Source organism: Enterobacter sp. PGRG2, from assembly GCF_030291195.1.
GTDB lineage: Bacteria > Pseudomonadota > Gammaproteobacteria > Enterobacterales > Enterobacteriaceae > Enterobacter_D.
Genome location: NZ_CP127837.1, coordinates 3,981,587 through 4,002,246 on the forward strand (window position 1 = coordinate 3,981,587; position 20,660 = coordinate 4,002,246).

Sequence of the window (20,660 nt, forward strand, 5' to 3'; positions counted from 1 at the left end):
GAAGGCTTTGGCATGTTACACATGAGCAATGCGTTGCCCGGCGGCGCAAGCTTGCCGGGCCTACAAATTAGTCCGTAGACCGGATAAGCCCGTAGGCCGGGTAAAACGGTAGGTCGGGTAAAACACAGTCGCCACCCGGCGAAAAAGAAAAGCAAAAAAAACGCCACCGGACGGTGGCGTTGGGGATTACGGAAAAAGGATCACAGCAGTTCGAACTCGCCCTGCTTCACGCGGGCGGAATCGGTGCCGATAAAGACGTTAAATTTGCCCGGTTCCGCATCGTATTTCATCTGCTGGTTCCAGAACTTCAGCGCATCAATATCGATCGGGAAGCTGACGGTCTGGGTTTCACCCGGTTTCAGGGTGATTTTCTCAAAGCCTTTCAGCTGTTTCACCGGACGGCTCATCGAGGCGGTCACGTCCTGCAGATACATTTGCAGTACCGTTGCGCCTTCACGTTTGCCGGTGTTAGTCACCTCAACGCTTGCCGTCACCGTGCCGTCACGCTTCATGGTTGGCGCAGACAGTTTCACATCAGACACGCTGAACGTGGTGTAGCTCAGGCCATAGCCAAACGGATACAGCGGGCCGTTCGCTTCGTCGAAGTAGCGCGAGGTGTACTTGTTCGGCTTATCAGCGTTATACGGACGACCGGTGTTCAGGTGGCTGTAGTAGACCGGGATCTGCCCGACAGAGCGCGGGAAGGACATCGGCAGCTTGCCGGACGGGTTGTAATCGCCAAACAGCACATCGGCGATAGCGTTTCCGCCTTCGGTGCCCGCAAACCAGGTTTCGAGGATCGCATCCGCCTGCTGATCTTCTTTCACCAGCGCCAGCGGACGACCGTTCATCAGCACCAGCACCAGCGGTTTACCGGTGGCTTTCAGCGCCGCGATCAGATTGCGCTGGCTTTGCGGCAGGGTGAGATCGGTACGGCTGGAGGCTTCATGGGCCATACCCTGGGCTTCGCCGACCACGGCCACCACCACGTCAGACTGATTCGCCGCTTTCACCGCTTCGTCGATCATCGCCTGCGGGGTGCGTTCATCCACCTGCACCGCCGGTTCGTACTGGTTTAAGAAGGTGACGATGTCTTTGTCATCGGTGATGTTCGCGCCTTTCGCGACTATCACTTTGCCCTGATCGCCGATGGCATTTTTAATGCCGGTCAGCACAGTTACGGACTGATCCGCCACCCCTGCCGCCGACCAGCTGCCCATCACGTCGCGCTTGCTGTCAGCCAGCGGGCCCACCACCGCGATGGTAGCGTTCTTTTTCAGCGGCAGCGTATCGAGACGGTTTTTCAGCAGCACCAGGCTTTCGCGCGCCACTTCACGGGCTTCTTTGCGATGCAGACGGCTTTCGGCGTTAGTGTCCTGCGGATCGGTCTCTTTCGCGCCCAGGTGGCTGTACGGATCGTTAAACAGCCCCATGTCATATTTCACGTTCAGCACGTGACGGGTGGCGTCGTCCAGCTCGGCCATGGTCACTTTGCCGTTTTTGATCAGATCCGGCAGGTATTTACTGTAATACTCATCGGCCATGCTCATATCGACGCCGGATTTCAGCGCCACGCGTACCGCATCAGCCGGATCGGCGGCGGTGCCGTGTTTAATCAGCTCTTTGATCGCGCCGTGGTCAGAAATGGTGATGCCTTTAAACCCCCACTCCTTGCGCAGCAGATCTTTTAACAACCAGGGATCGGAGGCGGCAGGGGTACCGTTAAGGGAGTTCAGGGCGATCATTACCCCGCCGCTGCCGGCGTCCAGCGCCGCTTTGTACGGCGGCATATAGTCGTTGAACAGACGCTGCGAACTCATGTCGACGCTGTTGTACTCTTTACCGCCTTCCACCGCACCGTAAGCGGCGAAGTGTTTCACGCTGGTCATTACCGAATAGCGATCCGCCGGGCTTTTACCCTGCATGGATTCCACCATGGTTTTACCCATGCTGGCGGTCAGGTAAGTATCTTCCCCGAAGCCTTCGGAACCCCGTCCCCAGCGCGGATCGCGGGAGACGTCGACCATCGGCGCCCAGGTCATGTTCAGGCCATCGTCAGCGGCTTCATAAGCGGAAATGCGGCCGACGGTTTTCACCGCCTCAAGGTTAAAGGAGGACGCGAGACCGAGGCTAATCGGGAAGACGGTGCGCTGACCGTGCACCACGTCGTAGGCAAAGAACAGCGGGATTTTCAGGCGGCTGAGCTGCATCGCCTGATCCTGCATGGCGCGAATGTCCTGGCGGGTAACGGTGTTAAAAATCGCCCCGACCTGACTTGCTTTGATCATCTCGCGGATGGCTTCTTTCGGGTTATCCGGCCCGACGCTGATAAGACGTAACTGACCGATTTTTTCATCGGTGGTCATTTTGCCGAGTAATTCGGTGACAAAGGCATCACGCGCTTCCGGCGTAAGGGGATGATTGCCGGTCGTTTCTTCCGCCAGCGCGGGTTGCAGCGCCAGACTCACAGCGACACCTACAGAACATAGCCATTTCATGTCGTATATCTCTCGTAATTACAGCCGTATCAGCGGCAGAGCGTGCGAAAACCGCAGTGTGCCATAATCGTAGTAGCTGTTGCAGGGTTATTCTCTTATTTTTCTGACGATTACTTCCGCGTGATGTATTTTCCCGCGCTATGCTTTAAAGCGTCAATTTTGCCCCGCCACAAGGAGTGGATCATGTCTGGTCATCATCCTGATAATAACGCTGCTTTTTTGCAGGAACTTACCCGCCTCGTGGGCCACGCCCATCTGCTGACTGAACCGGCCAAAACCGCGCGCTACCGTAAAGGCTTCCGCTCGGGCCAGGGCGATGCGCTGGCCGTCGTCTTCCCCGGCTCGCTGCTGGAACTGTGGCATGTGCTGAGCGCCTGCGTGCGCGCCGATAAAATTATTCTTATGCAGGCGGCGAACACCGGTCTTACCGCAGGATCAACGCCGGACGGCAATGATTACGACCGCGAGATCGTCATCATCAGCACGCTGCGTCTCGATAAGCTGCACCTGCTGGAAAAAGGCGAGCAGGTGCTGGCGTATCCGGGCACCACCCTTTATTCGCTGGAAAAAGCGCTCAAACCGCTGGGTCGCGAACCCCACTCGGTGATTGGGTCTTCATGCATAGGCGCGTCGGTCATTGGCGGCATCTGTAACAACTCCGGCGGCTCGCTGGTACAGCGCGGTCCGGCCTACACCGAAATGTCGCTGTTTGCGCGTATTAATGAAGACGGCCAGTTACAGCTGGTGAACCATCTGGGGATCGATCTGGGCAGCACGCCGGAGCAGATCCTCAGCAAGCTGGACGACGATCGCATTAACGACGCCGATGTGCGTCACGATGGCCGCCACGCCCACGATCACGACTATATTACCCGCGTACGCGACATCACGGCTGACACTCCGGCGCGCTATAACGCCGATCCGGATCGCCTGTTTGAATCCTCCGGCTGCGCGGGCAAGCTCGCGGTCTTTGCCGTGCGTCTGGACACCTTCCCGGCGGAAAAACGCCAGCAGGTATTTTACATCGGCACCAATCAGCCGGAGGTGCTGACGGAGATCCGCCGTCATATTCTGGCGAACTTCACCCATCTGCCGGTGGCGGGTGAGTATATGCATCGCGATATTTACGACATCGCCGCGCGCTACGGGAAAGACACTTTCCTGATGATCGACAAGCTCGGCACCGACAAAATGCCGATGTTCTTCACCCTGAAAGGCCGCACGGATGCGATGCTGGAAAAAGTGCCGCTGGTGAAACCGCACTTTACCGACCGGGCGATGCAGAAGCTCGGCAATCTGTTCCCGAACCATCTGCCGCCGCGCATGAAAACCTGGCGGGATAAATATGAACACCATTTGCTGCTGAAAATGTCCGGCGAGGGCATTGCGGAAGCGCAGAGCTGGCTGAAGTCGTACTTCGCTGATGCAGAGGGCGATTTCTTCGCCTGTACCACCGAAGAAGGCAATAAAGCCTTCCTGCACCGCTTTGCGGCGGCGGGGGCGGCGATCCGTTATCAGGCGGTGCATGCGGATGAGGTGGAAGATATTCTGGCGCTGGATATTGCCCTGCGCCGCAACGACGAGCAGTGGTTTGAAACGCTGCCGCCGGAAATCGACAGCCAGTTAGTTCACAAGCTCTATTACGGGCATTTCATGTGCTACGTCTTCCACCAGGATTACATCGTGAAAAAAGGCGTCGATGCCCATGCGCTGAAAGAGCAGATGCTGGCGCTGTTGCATGCGCGCGGGGCGCAGTATCCGGCGGAACATAATGTCGGTCACCTGTACGAAGCGGCAGAAAGTTTAAAACAATTTTATCGCAGCAATGACCCGACAAACAGCATGAACCCCGGCATCGGCAAGACTTCAAAGCTAAAAAACTGGGCGTAATACAAACCAAAAGCGTAACCGCATAGCGCAAGCCCGGCGCTATGCATTGCACTGTGATGTATGGGGTATTCCGTGTTCCTTTTTCGTACTAGAGTAGCGCTATGTCGCCATAGAAACGTTTCTATGGCATGCCATTCAGGAGCCTATGCCCATGTCTGTTATTGATGTTTTAACGGGAATTGAAGTGGAGGTTCGCGATGCACGGCCTGACGATGCCCATGCCGTAGCCGCGATCTACGCCTGGCATGTGCTCCACGGGCGTGCCTCTTTTGAAGAAGTCCCGCCCACCGTCGATGAGATGCGCGAACGCATCGAGGCGGTGACCGCCGACGGGCTGCCCTGGCTGCTGGCGCTCTATCGCGGCATTGTGGTCGGCTACTGCTACGCCAGACCTTATCGTCCGCGCCACGCCTACCGTTTCACTATTGAAGAATCCATTTATGTGGACGCCAGCATGACCGGTCACGGCATTGGCGGCGCGCTGATGGATGCGCTGATCGCGCGCTGCGAAGAAGGCCCGTGGCGGCAGATGATCGCCATTGTCGGCGACGGCCATAATAATGCCGGTTCCCTGCGCCTGCATGAAAAACACGGCTTTACCGTGGCAGGCCAGCTGCGCAGCGTCGGCTATAAGAAAGGTGACTGGCGGGATACGTTGATTATGCAGCGCCCGCTCAACGACGGTGACTGGACGCTGCCGGAATAATTAATCGTTCTGCGCGGTTTGCTCGCCTGCGGCACTGCCGCCGCTGCTGACCATTTGCGCCGCTTTCTGGCGCTTATAGGCCAGCGCCGCCGCCGGTACAGGCTGCGCTTTACCGGTTTCGATCCAGGTGCGCAGACGGCTGGCATCCGCAAAGTGGGTGTATTTTCCGAAGGCATCCATCACCACCAGCGCCACGGATTTGCCGTTAATCACGGTACGCATCACCAGGCAATGACCCGCCGCATTGGTGAAGCCGGTTTTGGTCAGCTGAATATTCCAGTTATCGCGGTATACCAGATGGTTGGTGTTACGGAACGGCAGCGTGTAGGCCGGGCTGCTGAAGGTCGCCATCTCTTCCCGCGTGGTGCTTAACTGACCGAGCAGCGGATACTGTTTGGTCGCCACCAGCAAGCGCGTCAGATCCCGCGCCGTAGAGACGTTATGGATCGACAGCCCCGTCGGCTCCACAAAGCGCGTGTTTCGCATTCCAAGGGCTTTGGCTTTGGCATTCATCGCGCGGATAAAGGCGTCATAGCCCCCCGGATAATGGTGCGCCAGGCTCGCCGCCGCGCGGTTCTCCGAAGACATCAGCGCCAGCAGCAGCATATTCTTACGGCTGATTTCACTGTTTAAGCGCACGCGGGAATAGATACCTTTCATCTCCGGCGTATGGCTGATATCCACTTTCAGTTTTTCATCCAGCGGCAGGCTGGCGTCCAGCACCACCATCGCCGTCATCAGCTTGGTAATGGACGCGATCGGACGCACCAGATCGGGGTGACTGGAATAGATCACCTCATTGGTTTTCAGATCGACAATCATCGCGCTGCCGGAGGCAATTTCGGGCTGGGCAGAAGTTGCGACTGCGGAGGTTTTCGCCAGCGCCTGTGGCATTACAGGCACGCTCAGTAATAACGCAAGGCTTAATAAGGAAACACGGAATTTCAGCATGGTGAGGCTTCTGATAATTATTCACGCACGTAATAACGCGCACCGCTAATGTCGGCAATTAAAAAATAACAAAAGCTGGCTAAGGCATGATAGCCGCCCGTTCGGGTTGTCGCCATAGAAGAATCGTTGCATAAGGTTGCATTGCTGGCATTCACGCCAGCAATGCAATTAGCTCAGAACAGCCGGTAACCGTAGCCCCAGAGGATCACCGTCAGCGCCAGCAGCACTTCCAGCACCAGCACGCCGATGGCGAGGGTCGAACCGGAAAAGTTTAGGCTTTCTTCACGATTGATATTGAGGAAGGTGGGAATGCCGACATAAAGCAGATAACCGGTCCACAACAGCGCCGCGGTGCCCACCAGCGCGCACAGCCAGACCAGCGGATAAAGCGCGACGATACCGCTTAAAAACAGCGGCGTGGCGACATAACCGGCAAACACCATACAGCGCGCCAGCGACGGACGCTGCGGTATGTTACGCGCCATCCAGTAAATCACCCGGCCCATCACCGCCACCCCTGCCAGCATCAGGGCGTAAAACAGAACGCCAAGATAAAAGCCGGTGAACAGTGAGAGTTGCATGACGTTGCCATCGCCAAAGTCCCAGCCGATCTGCGTGGTGCCGATAAAGGCGCAAATCACCGGAATGGCGGCCATCAGTAAAACGTGGTGCGTATAGTGGTGCGAAACCGTTTCGTTTTCGCGTTTAATTACCTGCATTTCACGATCGGGATGGGAAAAGAGTCCCCAGACATGGTTCATAACGCCCCCTTGCAGTCAGCCGAACGTCGACCCTGTAAGTATAATGCATGAATTGGTTATTTTTTGAGCGAAACGATAAGTCTGATAAATAGTCAGTCACCGGACGTTGCGATCCGGTTCGCGTTTGAGGGTGTATGCTTTAAAAAATGGATGTAAACAATGAGTTGAATTTGTCGTGGATATAAACGGTCTGATAGCCCAGTACGGCTATGCGGCGCTGGTGATCGGCAGCGTGGCGGAAGGTGAAACCATTACCCTGCTCGGCGGCGTGGCGGCCCATCAGGGTTTGCTTCGTTTCTGGCTGGTGGTGGCGGCGGTGGCGCTCGGCGGTATGATTGGCGACCAGCTGTTGTACCTGCTCGGGCGGCGTTACGGCGAGCGCATTCTGCGGCGCTTTTCCCGTCACCAGAAGAAAATCACCCGCGCGCAGAAACTGATCCAGCGGCGGCCTTATCTCTTTGTGATCGGCACGCGCTTTATGTACGGTTTTCGCATTATCGGCCCGCTGCTGATTGGCGCGAGCCGCCTGCCGCCAAAAGTCTTTCTGCCGCTGAATATTCTGGGGGCCATTGTCTGGGCGCTGATTTTCACCACCCTGGGCTATGTGGGCGGCGAGGTGATAGGTCCCTGGCTGCACCATCTGGATCAGCATCTGAAGCATGGGGTATGGATCGTGCTGGCGCTGGCGATTGCCCTGGCGCTGCGTTACTGGTTTACCCGCCGTCGCGATAAGGACGACGAATAAGCCGGGCTACTGCCCGGCCTGTAAAGCTTATTTTGCGTTGAACTGCGGGTTCGCCAGCATAAAGCCGCCATCGACGATAAACGACTGGCCGGTGGTGTAGCTCGACTCTTCCGAGCACAGCCAGCCCACCAGGCTTGCGATCTCCTGGGTTTTACCAGGGCGGGTCAGGGGGACAATCGGCAGCGAGCCGTCTTTGGCGTCTTCGTCGTCCATATCGTTCATCGGCGTGGCGATAGCGCCAGGGGCGACGGCATTAACCAGAATACGGTGATCCACCAGCTCCAGCGCCATGGATTTGGTCAGCCCGCCCAGCGCATGTTTGGCGGCGGTGTAGGCGCTGGCTTCCGGCAGCGGGGTGTGTTCATGCACCGAGGTGATATTTACGATGCGTCCGCCCTGCCCCTGCTCCGCCATTTTGCGCGCGGCGATTTGCGAGCACAAAAACGCGCCATCGACATCAACGGTAAACACCTTACGCCAGTCGTCAAACGCCACTTCAAGGAAGGGCGCTTTACTCATCGCCCCGGCGTTATTCACCAGCGCATCAATACGACCGAAACGTTCAATCAGCGTGCTGATTGCCTCTGCGCCTTCCGGCAGGTTTCCCAGATCAAGGTGCACATGTTCTGCGCGTCGCCCCAGCGCCTCCACTTCCTTAGCGGTGGCTTTGGCGCCTTCCTCATCGGAATGCCAGGTAATACCAATATCGAAGCCCTGCTTAGCCAGCACCAGCGCGCACTGTTTGCCGATACCTGAATCTGACGCCGTAACGATGGCGACTTTATTCGTCGAAACCATGTAGAACTCCTCCGGGAAATGGGCCTTTAACGGCAAAGAGGTAAGTATAGGTAATTCACGAGGGTTAACAGGCTGATGCAGAAACGATCTTCCCGATTGACCAGGCAAAGCTGCCAATGTGTGCCTAAACTTATTCGTGCAGGCATATGACTCTTAAAAGGAAAGGACGATGAAAATTTTACTATGGGCGGTTTTGATTATTTTTCTGATTGGGCTGTTGGTGGTGACCGGCGTGTTTAAAATGATTTTCTGAAAATTGCCCCCGTTACGGGGGCAAGTCATTTATAAAGCTACCGAATCTATCGCCGCCGCAATGGCGGCCGAATGTTTCAGGATGCGCACCTGATCAAAGAGCGCGGTGGCTTCAGCATATTCTTTACGTAAATACCCTAACCACTGCTTGATACGCGCCACGTGATACAGCCCGGTATCGCCCTGCTTCTCAAGCTGGCTGTAGCGTTGCAACAGTTGCACCACTTCCGGCCACGGCATGCGCGGCGCGTTGTATTTCACCACCCGGCTTAAGTTCGGCACATTGAGCGCCCCGCGGCCAATCATCACCGCATCGCAGCCCGTTGCCGCCATGCAATCCTGCGCGCTTTGCCAGTCCCAGATCTCACCGTTAGCCACTACCGGAATAGTCAGGCGTTTGCGGATCTCGCCAATCGCCGCCCAGTTGATGCGCTCGGCTTTATAGCCGTCTTCTTTGGTACGGCCATGCACCACCAGCTCGCTGGCTCCTGCCTGCTGCACGGCATCGGCGATTTCAAACTGTTTATCGCCGGAATCCCAGCCGAGGCGGATTTTTACCGTCACCGGCAGATGTGCAGGCACCGCTTCGCGCATCGCTTTTGCGCCCCGGTAGATGAGGTCGGGATCTTTCAGTAAGGTGGCCCCGCCGCCGCTGCCGTTCACCAGTCGCGATGGGCAGCCGCAGTTGAGATCGACGCCCCAGGAGCCCAGCTCGACGGCGCGGGCGGCGTTTTCAGCCAGCCATTGCGGATATTGTCCCAGTAACTGCACGCGCACCGGCGTTCCGCTGGGCGTGCGGCTTTGATGCTGTAATTCCGGGCAGATTTTATAGAAGGATTTTACCGGCAGCAGCTGATCGACCACGCGCAAAAATTCGGTGATGCAGTGATCGTAATCGTTCACGCTGGTCAGCAGCTCACGCACCAGCGAATCGAGCACGCCTTCCATCGGAGCCAGTAATACACGCATAACAATACCCAATAATTAAGAGGCGCGTATGGTAGCGTCTCTGTGGCGGGGAGGAAAGAGGCCAGCCGCCGGAGGGCGGGCGGTTTTACGCCTAATCTTGTGTGAATGCATAACGTTAATCTCAGGATTCTTTGTTATGCTCGGCTGCATGTTGTGATCGGTAGCACATTTCAGATTTTAATTGTATGATGAATGCATCTCGTCAAGGGTAGTCACCATGAATAAATCACTCATTGTTGTCTGGCAATATCTGCGTGCGTTTGTCCTGATTTATGCCTGTCTGTACGCGGGTATCTTTATCGCCTCGCTGCTGCCGATCACCATTCCGGGCAGCATTATCGGCATGCTGATTATGTTCCTGCTGCTGGCGCTGCAAATTCTGCCGGCAAAATGGGTGAACCCCGGCTGCTATGTATTGATCCGCTATATGGCGCTGCTGTTTGTGCCTATTGGCGTCGGCGTGATGCAATATTATGACGTGCTGATCGCCCAGTTCGGGCCGGTGGTGGTCTCCTGCGCCGTCAGTACGCTGGTGGTATTTCTGGTGGTCAGCTGGAGCTCGCACATTGTACACGGCGAACGCAAAATCGTCGGTGAAAAGGAGCAGAAACAATGATGGCTTCGATCTGGTGGTCATTGCCGCTGACGCTGGCGGTATTCTTCGCAGCGCGCAAGCTGGCGACCCGTTTTCGTATCCCGTTACTAAACCCGCTGCTGGTTTCCATGGTGGTGATCATCCCTTTTCTGCTGCTGACCGGCATTCCTTATGAGCGCTACTTTCAGGGCAGTAAAATTCTCAACGATCTGCTGCAACCGGCGGTGGTGGCGCTGGCGTATCCCTTATACGAACAGCTGCATCAGATCCGCGCCCGCTGGAAATCCATCATCACCATCTGTTTTGTCGGCAGCCTGGTGGCGATGATCACCGGCACGTCTATCGCGCTGCTGATGGGGGCAACGCCGGAAATCGCCGCCTCCATCCTGCCCAAATCCGTGACCACGCCTATTGCCATGGCGGTGGGCGGCAGCCTCGGCGGTATTCCCGCCATCAGCGCCATGTGTGTAATTTTTGTCGGTATTCTGGGCGCGGTATTCGGTCATACTCTGCTTAATGTGATGCGTATTCGCACCAAAGCATCGCGCGGTCTGGCGATGGGTACCGCCTCGCACGCGCTGGGCACTGCCCGCTGCGCGGAGCTGGATTATCAGGAGGGCGCGTTCAGTTCGCTGGCGCTGGTGATCTGCGGCATTATCACCTCGCTGCTGGCCCCCTTTGTCTTCCCGCTGATCCTTGCGGTGATGGGCTAAAATTTGCGATGCGTCGCGCAATTTTCATTTGAATTTCATAAGTTGCATATACAGTGTGATATGAATCACATATAAAGGCCTGACCGGCCCGTAAACTACGCTCCCATTACACTGTTATGAGGCAATGCCATGCATTCACGTTTTCACGCTGCTTTCGCAAGTGTCGCGGCGGATCTGCAATCCGCGCTGGCGCCGGTTCTGGCGGATGAGCACTTCCCTGCCCTGCTGACCGCGGAGCAGGTCGCCATGCTTAAAAACGCAACGCGACTGGACGAAGACGCACTGGCTTTCGCGCTGTTACCCCTCGCCGCGGCCTGCGCACGCACGCCGGTGTCGCATTTTAACGTCGGCGCTATTGCCCGTGGCGTCAGCGGCACCTGGTATTTTGGCGGCAATATGGAATTTATCGGCGCGACCATGCAGCAAACGGTACATGCCGAGCAGAGCGCCATCAGCCATGCCTGGCTGCGCGGCGAAAAATCCCTCGCGTCCGTCACCGTTAACTACACCCCTTGCGGCCACTGCCGTCAGTTTATGAACGAGCTGAACAGCGGCCTGTCGCTGCGTATTAACCTGCCGGGGCGCGATCCCCATACGCTGGCGGATTACCTGCCGGATGCCTTCGGGCCGAAGGATCTGGAGATTAAAACGCTGCTGATGGACGAAGAAGATCACGGTTTTGCCGTTACCGGCGATGCGCTGGCGCAGGCGGCCATTACCGCGGCGAACCAGAGTCATGCGCCTTACAGTCAGGCTCCGGCCGGGCTGGCGCTGGAGTGTCGCGACGGCACGGTATTCTCCGGCCGTTACGCCGAGAACGCCGCCTTTAACCCGTCGCTGCCGCCGTTGCAGGGCGCGCTGAACCTGCTCAGCCTGAATGGTTATGATTACCCGGATATTCAGCGCGCGGTACTGGCCGAAAAAGCCGATGCGACCCTGACCCAGTGGGACGCCACCGCCGCCACGCTGAAAGCCCTGGGCTGCCAGAATATCGATCGCGTACTGCTGGCCTGATCCCCTTTACTGCGGGCGTTCGCGTCCGCAGTGATGAAAATCCCCGCAATCGAATCGCCGTTTCTTGCGCAAAACCGGCGCGTAAAGTAGCCTGAGTGAAATTTCTTCCTTTACTGAGCTATCTGCATGTTGAAGCGTTTGTTTTACAGCCTGTTAGTCCTTATCGGCTTGCTGCTGTTTACTGCGCTTGGACTGGACCGCTGGATCAGCTGGAAAACCGCGCCTTATATCTACGACGATTTGCAGGATTTGCCCTACCGCCAGGTGGGGGTGGTGCTCGGTACCGCCAAATATTACCGCACCGGCGTCATCAATCAGTATTACCGTTACCGCATTCAGGGAGCGCTCAACGCCTATAACAGCGGCAAGGTGAATTACCTGTTGCTGAGCGGCGATAACGCCCAGCAGAGCTACAACGAGCCGGTGACCATGCGTAAGGATTTGATTGCCGGTGGCGTCGATCCGCAGGATATCGTGCTGGATTATGCGGGCTTCCGTACGCTGGATTCCATTGTGCGCACGCGTAAAGTCTTCGATACCAATGACTTTATTATTATCACCCAGCGTTTCCACTGCGAGCGGGCGCTGTTTATCGCCCTGCATATGGGGATCCAGGCGCAGTGTTATGCCGTGCCGTCGCCGAAAGATATGCTGACCGTGCGCATCCGTGAATTTGGCGCGCGGCTCGGCGCGCTGGCGGATCTGTATGTCTTCAAACGCGAGCCGCGTTTCCTGGGGCCGCTGGTGCCGATTCCGAACGTCAGTGAAACTACTGACGACGCGCAGGGCTATCCGGCGGTGACGCCGGAGCAGCTCAGTGAGCAGCTGAGCAAGCCTAAAGGCCGTTAGGCCGAGATATTATCGGCCCACTCAATCGACTGCTGCATCGCCCCGATAACCGTCGCCTGATCCAGCTTAAAGCTGTCCAGCAGCGCGCCGGCGTTATCCCAGTCCTGTTCCTCGTAAAGACGGGCCAGCGTCAGGAATTGCCAGATCACCCCTTCGTGCTTCGTTAACGCATTCATGACGTTCTCCGGCAGCAGAATTTGCCGGAACAGATCTTCCATGGAAATGCCCAGAATGGTATCGAGCAGCGAGAACAGGCCGCAGAAAAAGGCATCGCCCGAAAGCCGGGCGTTGCCGGTTTCTTTCGCCATCAGTTCACAGAACATGCCGCGCACCAGGCTCATATGATAGAGCTGGTCGGTTTTCACATCCGCCATATTGGTCAGGCAGGAAATGGAGACAAAGCGCCGCACTTCGTTAATGCCTAGATAAAGCAGCGTATCCCTGAGAGTGGCGTTTTTACCCAGTACAATGCCGCGGTTTTTGAACAGCACATTTTTGGTGTAACGCATCAGGGTATAGGAGAGGGTCAAATCACGCTTGAGGTAATTCTCAACTTTGAACATATCAGGATTAGGGGTGTTCACTTCCTGAATAAGCTGAAGCTGTAATACCTTACCGGGGGCCAGGCGCTTGTTTTTGATAATTTCCGGCTTACTGTAGAAATAACCCTGATATAAGTGAAAACCGAAGGCTTTGTAGCGTTCAAATTCCTCGGCGGTTTCGACTTTTTCCGCCAGCAATTTTACCTTACTGAGGTGTTTCTTATGCTGGTTGATGTACTGGGTAATTTCTTCAAAGGAGTAAGCGCGGATGTCGAACTTCACAATGCTGATGTACGGCATAAAGCGTTCCCAGCCGTTCTCCAGCGTAAAGTCATCCAGGGCAATCTTGAAGCCCCAGCCAAACAGACGACGCACCGCGTCAAAGAGCTCATCGGTGGGTTTTGCCGTTTCGAGGATTTCGATCACCACTTTGTCATGAGGCAGCGTATCCGCAAAGCCCTGGACGATCATCTCCGGCGGGAAATTGATAAAACAGTTATTATTGCCGACCAGCTTGGGTAGTGAGGTCGAGAGAAACAGATCGGAGATGATCTGTCTGGTGGCGTATTCCGGCGAGACATCCGGAAACCGATTCGTCATGCCGTCGCGAAAGAGCAACTCATAGGCGACCGTCGACATGTTCTTGTCAAATACCGGTTGCCGGGCGATGAATGAATACATGAGATTGCCTCCATGGCGTATACGCATTGACGGAAATGACTGTCGCGATCCGCCCTCTTAAAACCTGTTTTATCTTATACCATGATTTGGCAATTTATTCCCGGCACGCACGGTGACCAGCTTTAATAGTAATAGCATAGTCTGGCAGCTTTAAACGCGCCTCGTTAAACATCTCACCTATACTGATGGCAGGATTTACAAAACATGACGAATTAGTACGTTTTCCATTTTGCATGGAGAGGCTATGAAAATCAGGTCATCATCTTCCACACCCCCTTCCCCTTCACAACCCGTATCGGAAAATGCGTTCTGGCTGAATTTTGAAGCGAATGCCCGACGCTACGGCTTTTTTCTGCTGCTATTGATCGTCATCGCGGCGCTGTGCGGCGCGTTTTCTAAAGGCTGGCTCAGCCACCAGCAACGTACCACGGCGGATGGCGGCCTGACGCTGGAGTATGAGCGCTTTAACCGGCTGATGAGCGATACGGAAATGAAAATCGTCGTCCACGCAGGCATCCGTAAAGAGGTCACTGTGGTGCTGGGTGGCGATTTTATGGAAACCTTCCAGATTACCACTCTCCAGCCGCAGCCCGATCGTATGCAGGCGCAGAACAACCGGCTGGTGCTGAGCTGGTCACGTGACGCGCTTCCGGCAGACCATGCCATCTGGCTGGGCGTGCAGCCTTTGCAGTGGGGCCAAAGCCAAAGCACGGTAGCAGTGGATCAGGGCCCCTCTCTCCCCTTCTGGCAATTTATTTATCCGTAGGAGCTTGTCATGGATATGGTTTTAAGAGCGATTGCTATCTATCTGATCCTGGTGGTGGTGTTCAAGATTGCCGGACGGCGGGCGCTGCTGCAAATGACCTCCTTTGATTTGATTTTACTGCTCATCATCAGCGAAGCGACCCAGCAGGCGCTGCTCGGTAATGACTTTTCCGTGACCGGCGCGGCCCTGACCATCATTACGCTGGTGGTGGTGGACATTCTGTTTGGCTTACTGAAAAAATATCTGCCGTCCGTGGAAGCCGCCATTGACGGTACGCCGGTGATCCTCGTCGAAAACGGGCGACTGCTGGAAGCGAAAATGAAGAAAGCAGATATTTCCTGTGCTGATATTATGGTGTCCGCCCGCAATAACCACGGCATTGATAAGTTGTCGGATATTAAATTCGCTATTCTTGAACAAAACGGGCACATCTCGATTATTCCGCTGTCAGAGTCTTCATAAAGGCCGACAGGCACATCTTAAGGTTACCTTAAGCTGATAAGCACTATACTTACTGAGGCTTTAACATTATTTTTACACTGAGCCAGCAAGAAGGGGCCTCACCATTGACAGAATAGCCAAAATCGCACTGCGTCGCCGGGGCATTGGCGTAAGAGAAAAAATTGTTCGCTATCGCGGTCAGTCGGTCTTATTCCGGCTGAACGGCGAGGCGTATGATGTGTATACCAACGAAGAAAAGATCGCTTCTCTTGAAACCAATAATATTAACGAAGCCATCCAGCTGTATAAAATTTTAGAAGCGAAACATTAAGTTGCCGGGTGGCGGTTAATTGCAGGCCCGGCAAGCAGAGCCATAAAAAAACCCACGCTAACGTGGGTTTTTTGTTTAAGCCGGTACTTATTTTTTGCGCGCGTACTTCAGGGAGTCCAGCGCCACGGCGAAGATGATGATGCCGCCTTTAATAATGTACTGCCAGTACGGGTTCACGCCGATATAGGTCAGGCCGTAGTTGATGACGGTAAAGATGATCACACCAGTCACCACGCCAAACACCGTACCCACGCCGCCGCTGAAGGAGACGCCGCCCACCACGCAGGCTGCGATGGCGTCCAGTTCATACATAAAGCCAAGGTTGTTGGTTGCAGAGCCGATACGCCCCGCTTCCAGCATCCCGCCGAAGGCGTAGAACACGCCGGACAGGGCATAGATCATCAGCAGGTTCAGCGCCACGTTCACGCCGGAAACTTTTGCCGCTTCCGGGTTGCCGCCGATAGCAAAAATGTTTTTGCCGAAGCGGGTTTTGTTCCACAGCACCCAGACGAAGGCTACGGCGATCAGGGCGTAGAAGGTGATGTAGGACAGACGGAAGGTGCCGAGCGCCACAAAGCCCTGGGTAAAGGTCGAGAAGCCGCTGTCAAAGCCGGAAATCGGCGACGCGCCCACGAAGTCGTAGTACAGGGAGTTGATGCCGTACACGATGATCATGGTGCCGAGGGTGGTGATAAACGGCGTCACGTTCAGGTACGCAATGATGATGCCGTTGATAAGGCCGATAATCGCGCCAATCACGCAGACGATAGCCACAACCGCAATAATCGGCATGGTCGCCATTTCCGGGAACACTTTGTTGGCGTTCTCCATCGACTGCAACAGCGTCGCCGCGACCACCGCCGCCAGACCGACCTGACGACCAGCCGACAGGTCAGTACCCTGGGTGACGATCAGCCCTGCCACGCCCAGCGCGATGATAATACGCACTGAGGACTGGGTAAGAATGTTACTTAAGTTCAGCAGGCTTAAGAAGGTTGGATCCTGGAAAATAATAATGGCCAGTAACACTAAAAGAACGACGTAAATACCGCCCTCTTTCAGATAAGTGAGAAAGCTTTTTTTATTTAACGCACTCATGAGGAGCCCCTGATCTTAAAGGTGCAAAGACGCAAGACGCAAAATTTCGTTTTGCGTTGTCGTTTTAGTGTCAACAATTCCGGAAACGAGGCCATTGCTCATTACCAGAATACGGTCAGTGATCCCTAACAATTCCGGCATTTCAGACGAAATGATAATGATCCCTTTGCCTTTCTTAGCCAGCTCTGCAATCAACTGGTAAATTTCGAATTTCGCACCCACGTCGATACCGCGCGTCGGTTCATCGAGCATCAGGATTTCCGGCTGGGTCAGCAACCAGCGGCCGATAATGACTTTCTGCTGGTTACCACCGGAGAGGGAACCAATCTGCGTGCGATGACCCGGCGTTTTAACACGCATGGCGTCAATTACCCACTGGGTATCGCTCTTCATGCGGGAGTTATCCAGCAGACCGACTTTGTTTTTGTAGTTCTGAATATTGGAAATAAGTGAGTTAAATCCAATGTCCAGATAGGCGTAAATGCCCGTTGAGCGGCGCTCTTCCGTCACCAGCGCAAAGCCGTTATTAATGGCTTCGTTAGCGGTGTGGTTATTAATCGGCTTATCGTGCAGCTTAATGGTACCGGATGATTTTTCGCGGATACCAAACAGGGTTTCCACAATATCGGTACGCTTCGCCCCCACCAGCCCGGCAATACCGAGGATTTCGCCTTTACGCAGATCGAAAGAGACATCGCGAATGGAAGGCTGGCGCAGTGAGGTCAGGTTGCGCACTTCCAGAATGGTTTCGCCGGGGACGTTTTGTTTGTCCGGGAAACGCTGGTTCAGCGAGCGGCCTACCATCATGGCGATGATCTTGTCCATATCCAGCCCTTCCAGCGGCTGGGTGGCAATCCACTGTCCGTCGCGCAGAATGGTGATTTCATCACACAGCTGGAAGATCTCTTCCATTTTGTGCGAGATATAGACGATGCCGCAGCCGCGATCTTTCAGCTTGCGGATAATTTTGAACAGATGATTAACTTCTTTTTCCGTCAGCGATGAGGTCGGTTCATCCATGATGACGATTTTGGCGTCATAGGAGAACGCTTTAGCGATCTCAATCATCTGCATTTGCGAAACAGATAAGGTACCGACGCGCGCTTTCGGGTCAATATCAATATCCAGTTCGTCGAAAATATCTTTGGTGTCTTTATACATTTTGTCCTGATCGACAAACACGCCTTTGGTGGGATAACGTCCCAGCCACATGTTGTCCATTACAGAACGCTGTAATACCAGGTTTAATTCCTGGTGAACCATAGAGATACCGTTTTCCAGTGCTTCTTTAGTAGAATGGAAATCGATCTCTTTCCCCTGAAAAAGAATGCTGCCGGAATCTTTTTGATAGATCCCAAAAAGGCATTTTAATAATGTGGATTTGCCCGCCCCGTTCTCACCCATTAATGCATGGATGGAATGTGGACGAACTTTTAAATTCACATTATCGAGCGCCTTAACGCCAGGAAACGACTTGTTGATACCGCTCATTTCCAACAAGAATTCGCCTGACGACTGAGTAGTATTGCTGACCATATTTATACCTTGTTGGCCTGGCACATCGCGTTATAAAAGGGCGCAAATTAATGCGCCCAGTGGAACGTTCTTATTTGTTGCTGAACTGAGAGAGGTTTTCTTTATCAACACCAACGTAAGGAATACGGACAACTTTATTGTCGAGTTTCCAGTTGGTGCCGGCAGTGGCTTCTTTACCGTCGGCCAGGTTTTTCGCCAGATCGAAGGTGGCTTTCGCCTGGTTGTTGGCATCGTTCAGAACGGTACCGGCCAGCGCGCCAGATTTAACCAGTGCCAGCGCTTCTGGCAGGGCATCCACGCCAAATACCGGCACGGCTGATTTGTTGTGGGCTTTCAGCGCTTCTACCGCGCCCATTGCCATCGCATCGTTGTTGGCGATAACCACTTCGATTTTGTTAGCGTTCGGGCCAGAGAGCCACGCGTCCATTTTGTCTTTCGCCATTGCGGTATCCCACATGGCGGTATCCATTTGCAGCTGCTGGGTTTTGATGCCCTTGTCATTCAGCTCTTTGATAACGTAAGTGGTACGTGCTTCAGCATCCGGGTGGCCCGGCTCGCCTTTCAGCAGCACGAACTGGATCTGGCCGTCTTTGTTCAGATCCCAGCCCTGGTTAGCCGCCCAGTGTTTGGCAATCAGATCGCCCTGGATAATACCGGACTCTTTAGAGTCAGTACCGACGTAATAAGCTTTGTCGTAGCTGTCCAGCGCTTTACGTGAAGGTTCTTTGTTGTAGAAAACGATAGGAACGTTTTGACCACGTGCTTTTTCGATAACCGTGCCCGCCGCTGCCGGGTCAACCAGGTTAATAGCCAGGGCTTTCACGCCTTTTGCCAGCAGAACGTCGATCTGGTCGTTCTGTTTGGACTGGTCGTTCTGCGAGTCGTTCATCAGCAGTTCAACGCCCTGCGCTTCTTTAGCATCTTTCTCAATTGCTTTACGTACAACAGACATGAAGTTGTCGTCGTATTTATAAATGGTCACACCAATACGGGTATCCGCAGCATTTGCAGCCGCGCCAAAAAGCATGCTTGCCATAACAGCAGACAGAGTCAAAACCTTCTTATTCATGGTATCTCCGGGTTTATGCAGGGTAGTTCTTGTGAATAATGATCGGCAGGACAGCAGGTTGGTGAAACGTTACTGTCGCCGAAGGTCACTTAAAATTATTTTCTTCCGTGTTCGGTAACGCTCCAGAATTCGAACGGTTCGTCGTTTTGGGGCCACGGTACGACGAATTAGCTTCATTACCGTTACATGATGTTTCAGCCCCTGGAACGCTGACATCATAGACATGGCGATGTTAAGATACTGTGAATTTACTCACAGATTGAAAACGGTTACATACAACATCGTTATAAGTTAGTGATCGGCGACACAGTTTGCCGCACCGCCACGGAATGACGGCGTACCAGCGTGGGCATAAAGCAATGAGAATCAGCAGGATCCAGCATTCCCGCCGCGCCCTGCAGGGCCAGCTCCGTCGCCAGTTTCGCCATAGAGGCTATCGGATAACGCACCGTGGTGAGCTGCGGATCGGTGTAGCGGGCAATGGGAATATCATCGAAGCCAATGAGTGATAAATGCTGCGGCACCGCAATGCCATTATCTTTCAGCGCCGTCAGCGCCCCGGCGGCCATGCTGTCGTTATAGGCAAAAACGGCGGTGAGTTGCAGGTTGCGGCCCAGCAGTTCCACCATCGCCGCCTCCCCGCCCTGCATGTCCGGCTCGCCGGTGCCGATCCAGTTCTCCGGGGCCACAATCCCCTGCTCTGCCAGCGCCCGCTGCCAGCCTTCACGACGTAAGTCGTTGTCTTCAATCTGATGTCTGGACGCCAGATAGCCGATGCGCTGATGACCCTGGCTCAGCATCATGCGCGTGGCCATCATCGCCCCGCTGACGTTATCCAGCGCCACGCAGCGATGGGCATAGCCCGGCACCACGCGGTTGATTAATACCATACCGGGGATCTGCTCCATAAAACCGGCCAGCTCTTCATCACTTAAGGCTTTTGAGTGCACAATCAGGGCGTTACAGCGCTGACGTATCAGCACCTCAATGGCATGACGCTCTTTTTCAGCTTCATGATAACTGTTGCCGATCAGCACATATTTTTGATGCTGTTGGGCGACCATATCCACCGCTTTGACCAGCGCGCCGAAGAAGGCATCGGAGACATCCATCACCACCACGCCAATGGTATCGCTGACCTGCGTCGCCAGCGCCTGGGCGTTGGCATTCGGGCGATAGCCCAGCTGCGCCACGGCTTTCATGACGGTTTCACGCGTATCAGGGCTGACCAGCGCGCTGTTATTCAGCACACGGGAAACCGTCGCGACGGAAACGGCCGCAAGGCGGGCCACGTCACGAATGGTGATCATAGATATTTTCCTTTCTCAGGTTGCAACAGCTCACAGACACCCCCTGTGTTAAGCAAGGGGGTATTCTGTCAGGCAGAGCGGACAACCAGCGTGAAGGACATCACACAGATGGAAACGGTTACATCCGTTTTGTTAATGATTGTGA

The 20,660-nt window shown here is 54.8% G+C and carries 20 protein-coding genes; 10 read left to right on the forward strand and 10 right to left on the reverse strand.

The features are described from left to right. Positions 1-200 precede the first annotated feature (200 nt). Positions 201-2,498 carry a beta-glucosidase BglX gene (bglX, locus tag QRD42_RS17795; RefSeq protein ID WP_321987770.1) on the reverse strand — a complete coding sequence of 766 codons (2,298 nt, stop codon included), beginning with the start codon at positions 2,496-2,498 and terminating at the stop codon, positions 201-203. 183 nt (positions 2,499-2,681) lie between these two features. On the opposite strand from bglX, the gene dld reads away from it, so the two are divergent. Together dld and QRD42_RS17805 are read left to right on the forward strand one after the other, a co-directional pair. Continuing rightward, positions 2,682-4,388 (forward strand): D-lactate dehydrogenase, encoded by a 1,707-nt coding sequence (gene dld / locus QRD42_RS17800; RefSeq protein ID WP_321987771.1) that lies wholly within the window; start codon positions 2,682-2,684, stop codon positions 4,386-4,388. 151 nt (positions 4,389-4,539) lie between these two features. Then, entirely contained in the window at positions 4,540-5,094 is a 555-nt protein-coding gene (locus QRD42_RS17805) for a GNAT family N-acetyltransferase (protein WP_072569111.1), read from the forward strand. Here QRD42_RS17805 and pbpG read toward each other — a convergent pair whose 3' ends face one another. After that, complete coding sequence (gene pbpG, locus QRD42_RS17810) at positions 5,095-6,045, reverse strand: D-alanyl-D-alanine endopeptidase (RefSeq protein WP_072569112.1); 951 nt, start codon at positions 6,043-6,045, stop codon at positions 5,095-5,097. A 173-nt stretch (positions 6,046-6,218) separates the two neighbouring features. Next, complete coding sequence (locus tag QRD42_RS17815) at positions 6,219-6,806, reverse strand: Yip1 family protein (RefSeq protein WP_072569113.1); 588 nt, start codon at positions 6,804-6,806, stop codon at positions 6,219-6,221. 175 nt (positions 6,807-6,981) lie between these two features. On the opposite strand from QRD42_RS17815, the gene QRD42_RS17820 reads away from it, so the two are divergent. Next, positions 6,982-7,551 (forward strand): DedA family protein, encoded by a 570-nt coding sequence (locus tag QRD42_RS17820; RefSeq protein WP_072569114.1) that lies wholly within the window; start codon positions 6,982-6,984, stop codon positions 7,549-7,551. A 27-nt stretch (positions 7,552-7,578) separates the two neighbouring features. On the opposite strand, the gene QRD42_RS17825 is transcribed toward QRD42_RS17820, so the two are convergent. After that, positions 7,579-8,349, reverse strand: a complete 771-nt coding sequence (locus QRD42_RS17825) for an SDR family oxidoreductase (protein WP_318374700.1) — start codon at positions 8,347-8,349, stop codon at positions 7,579-7,581. A gap of 169 nt (positions 8,350-8,518) precedes the next feature. On the opposite strand from QRD42_RS17825, the gene yohP reads away from it, so the two are divergent. After that, complete coding sequence (gene yohP / locus QRD42_RS17830) at positions 8,519-8,602, forward strand: small membrane protein YohP (protein WP_071785213.1); 84 nt, start codon at positions 8,519-8,521, stop codon at positions 8,600-8,602. A 29-nt stretch (positions 8,603-8,631) separates the two neighbouring features. Here the strand turns inward: yohP and dusC are convergent, their stop codons facing one another. Further along, the gene (gene dusC / locus QRD42_RS17835; RefSeq protein WP_321987772.1) at positions 8,632-9,570 is read right to left on the reverse strand and encodes a tRNA dihydrouridine(16) synthase DusC; all 939 of its coding nucleotides are present in this window, start codon (positions 9,568-9,570) and stop codon (positions 8,632-8,634) included. 217 nt (positions 9,571-9,787) lie between these two features. Between dusC and QRD42_RS17840 the strand changes: the two genes are divergently transcribed. From QRD42_RS17840 to sanA, 4 genes are all read left to right on the forward strand, one after another. Next, the gene (locus QRD42_RS17840) at positions 9,788-10,186 is read left to right on the forward strand and encodes a CidA/LrgA family protein (protein ID WP_072569117.1); all 399 of its coding nucleotides are present in this window, start codon (positions 9,788-9,790) and stop codon (positions 10,184-10,186) included. After that, entirely contained in the window at positions 10,183-10,878 is a 696-nt protein-coding gene (locus QRD42_RS17845; RefSeq protein WP_072569118.1) for a CidB/LrgB family autolysis modulator, read from the forward strand. Before QRD42_RS17840 ends, QRD42_RS17845 begins: the two co-directional genes overlap by 4 nt. A 129-nt stretch (positions 10,879-11,007) precedes the next feature. Next, complete coding sequence (gene cdd / locus QRD42_RS17850) at positions 11,008-11,892, forward strand: cytidine deaminase (RefSeq protein ID WP_321987773.1); 885 nt, start codon at positions 11,008-11,010, stop codon at positions 11,890-11,892. Between the two features lie 126 nt (positions 11,893-12,018). Further along, entirely contained in the window at positions 12,019-12,741 is a 723-nt protein-coding gene (sanA, locus tag QRD42_RS17855) for an outer membrane permeability protein SanA (protein ID WP_072569120.1), read from the forward strand. Here the strand turns inward: sanA and QRD42_RS17860 are convergent. Then, positions 12,738-13,964: an EAL and HDOD domain-containing protein gene (locus tag QRD42_RS17860; RefSeq protein ID WP_072569121.1), complete on the reverse strand. Its 1,227-nt coding sequence runs from the start codon at positions 13,962-13,964 to the stop codon at positions 12,738-12,740. The two genes, sanA and QRD42_RS17860, sit on opposite strands and share 4 nt — an antisense overlap. Positions 13,965-14,208: 244 nt before the next feature. Between QRD42_RS17860 and QRD42_RS17865 the strand changes: the two genes are divergently transcribed. Continuing rightward, entirely contained in the window at positions 14,209-14,730 is a 522-nt protein-coding gene (locus tag QRD42_RS17865) for a hypothetical protein (RefSeq protein WP_321987774.1), read from the forward strand. Positions 14,731-14,739: 9 nt separating this feature from the next. Beyond that, complete coding sequence (locus QRD42_RS17870; protein WP_318362867.1) at positions 14,740-15,192, forward strand: DUF421 domain-containing protein; 453 nt, start codon at positions 14,740-14,742, stop codon at positions 15,190-15,192. 397 nt (positions 15,193-15,589) lie between these two features. On the opposite strand, the gene mglC is transcribed toward QRD42_RS17870, so the two are convergent. From mglC to galS, 4 genes are all read right to left on the reverse strand, one after another. Further along, a complete protein-coding gene (gene mglC / locus QRD42_RS17875; protein WP_072569125.1) occupies positions 15,590-16,600 on the reverse strand; it encodes a galactose/methyl galactoside ABC transporter permease MglC in 1,011 nt (336 codons plus the stop codon). 15 nt (positions 16,601-16,615) lie between these two features. Then, a complete protein-coding gene (mglA, locus tag QRD42_RS17880; protein ID WP_072569126.1) occupies positions 16,616-18,136 on the reverse strand; it encodes a galactose/methyl galactoside ABC transporter ATP-binding protein MglA in 1,521 nt (506 codons plus the stop codon). A 70-nt stretch (positions 18,137-18,206) separates the two neighbouring features. Beyond that, positions 18,207-19,205 carry a galactose/glucose ABC transporter substrate-binding protein MglB gene (gene mglB, locus QRD42_RS17885; protein WP_072569127.1) on the reverse strand — a complete coding sequence of 333 codons (999 nt, stop codon included), beginning with the start codon at positions 19,203-19,205 and terminating at the stop codon, positions 18,207-18,209. 284 nt (positions 19,206-19,489) lie between these two features. Next, positions 19,490-20,515 carry an HTH-type transcriptional regulator GalS gene (gene galS / locus QRD42_RS17890; protein WP_072569128.1) on the reverse strand — a complete coding sequence of 342 codons (1,026 nt, stop codon included), beginning with the start codon at positions 20,513-20,515 and terminating at the stop codon, positions 19,490-19,492. Positions 20,516-20,660: the final 145 nt, after the last annotated feature.

Excerpts from the sequence above, each read along its gene's own strand:
- bglX (WP_321987770.1), bottom strand. The coding sequence starts at position 2,498 with ATGAAATGGCTATGTTCTGTAGGTGTCGCTGTGAGTCTGGCGCTGCAA.
- dld (WP_321987771.1), top strand. The coding sequence starts at position 2,682 with ATGTCTGGTCATCATCCTGATAATAACGCTGCTTTTTTGCAGGAACTT.
- QRD42_RS17805 (WP_072569111.1), top strand. The coding sequence starts at position 4,540 with ATGTCTGTTATTGATGTTTTAACGGGAATTGAAGTGGAGGTTCGCGAT.
- pbpG (WP_072569112.1), bottom strand. The coding sequence starts at position 6,045 with ATGCTGAAATTCCGTGTTTCCTTATTAAGCCTTGCGTTATTACTGAGC.
- QRD42_RS17815 (WP_072569113.1), bottom strand. The coding sequence starts at position 6,806 with ATGAACCATGTCTGGGGACTCTTTTCCCATCCCGATCGTGAAATGCAG.
- QRD42_RS17825 (WP_318374700.1), bottom strand. The coding sequence starts at position 8,349 with ATGGTTTCGACGAATAAAGTCGCCATCGTTACGGCGTCAGATTCAGGT.
- yohP (WP_071785213.1), top strand. The coding sequence starts at position 8,519 with ATGAAAATTTTACTATGGGCGGTTTTGATTATTTTTCTGATTGGGCTG.
- dusC (WP_321987772.1), bottom strand. The coding sequence starts at position 9,570 with ATGCGTGTATTACTGGCTCCGATGGAAGGCGTGCTCGATTCGCTGGTG.
- QRD42_RS17840 (WP_072569117.1), top strand. The coding sequence starts at position 9,788 with ATGAATAAATCACTCATTGTTGTCTGGCAATATCTGCGTGCGTTTGTC.
- QRD42_RS17845 (WP_072569118.1), top strand. The coding sequence starts at position 10,183 with ATGATGGCTTCGATCTGGTGGTCATTGCCGCTGACGCTGGCGGTATTC.
- cdd (WP_321987773.1), top strand. The coding sequence starts at position 11,008 with ATGCATTCACGTTTTCACGCTGCTTTCGCAAGTGTCGCGGCGGATCTG.
- sanA (WP_072569120.1), top strand. The coding sequence starts at position 12,019 with ATGTTGAAGCGTTTGTTTTACAGCCTGTTAGTCCTTATCGGCTTGCTG.
- QRD42_RS17860 (WP_072569121.1), bottom strand. The coding sequence starts at position 13,964 with ATGTATTCATTCATCGCCCGGCAACCGGTATTTGACAAGAACATGTCG.
- QRD42_RS17865 (WP_321987774.1), top strand. The coding sequence starts at position 14,209 with ATGAAAATCAGGTCATCATCTTCCACACCCCCTTCCCCTTCACAACCC.
- QRD42_RS17870 (WP_318362867.1), top strand. The coding sequence starts at position 14,740 with ATGGATATGGTTTTAAGAGCGATTGCTATCTATCTGATCCTGGTGGTG.
- mglC (WP_072569125.1), bottom strand. The coding sequence starts at position 16,600 with ATGAGTGCGTTAAATAAAAAAAGCTTTCTCACTTATCTGAAAGAGGGC.
- mglA (WP_072569126.1), bottom strand. The coding sequence starts at position 18,136 with ATGGTCAGCAATACTACTCAGTCGTCAGGCGAATTCTTGTTGGAAATG.
- mglB (WP_072569127.1), bottom strand. The coding sequence starts at position 19,205 with ATGAATAAGAAGGTTTTGACTCTGTCTGCTGTTATGGCAAGCATGCTT.
- galS (WP_072569128.1), bottom strand. The coding sequence starts at position 20,515 with ATGATCACCATTCGTGACGTGGCCCGCCTTGCGGCCGTTTCCGTCGCG.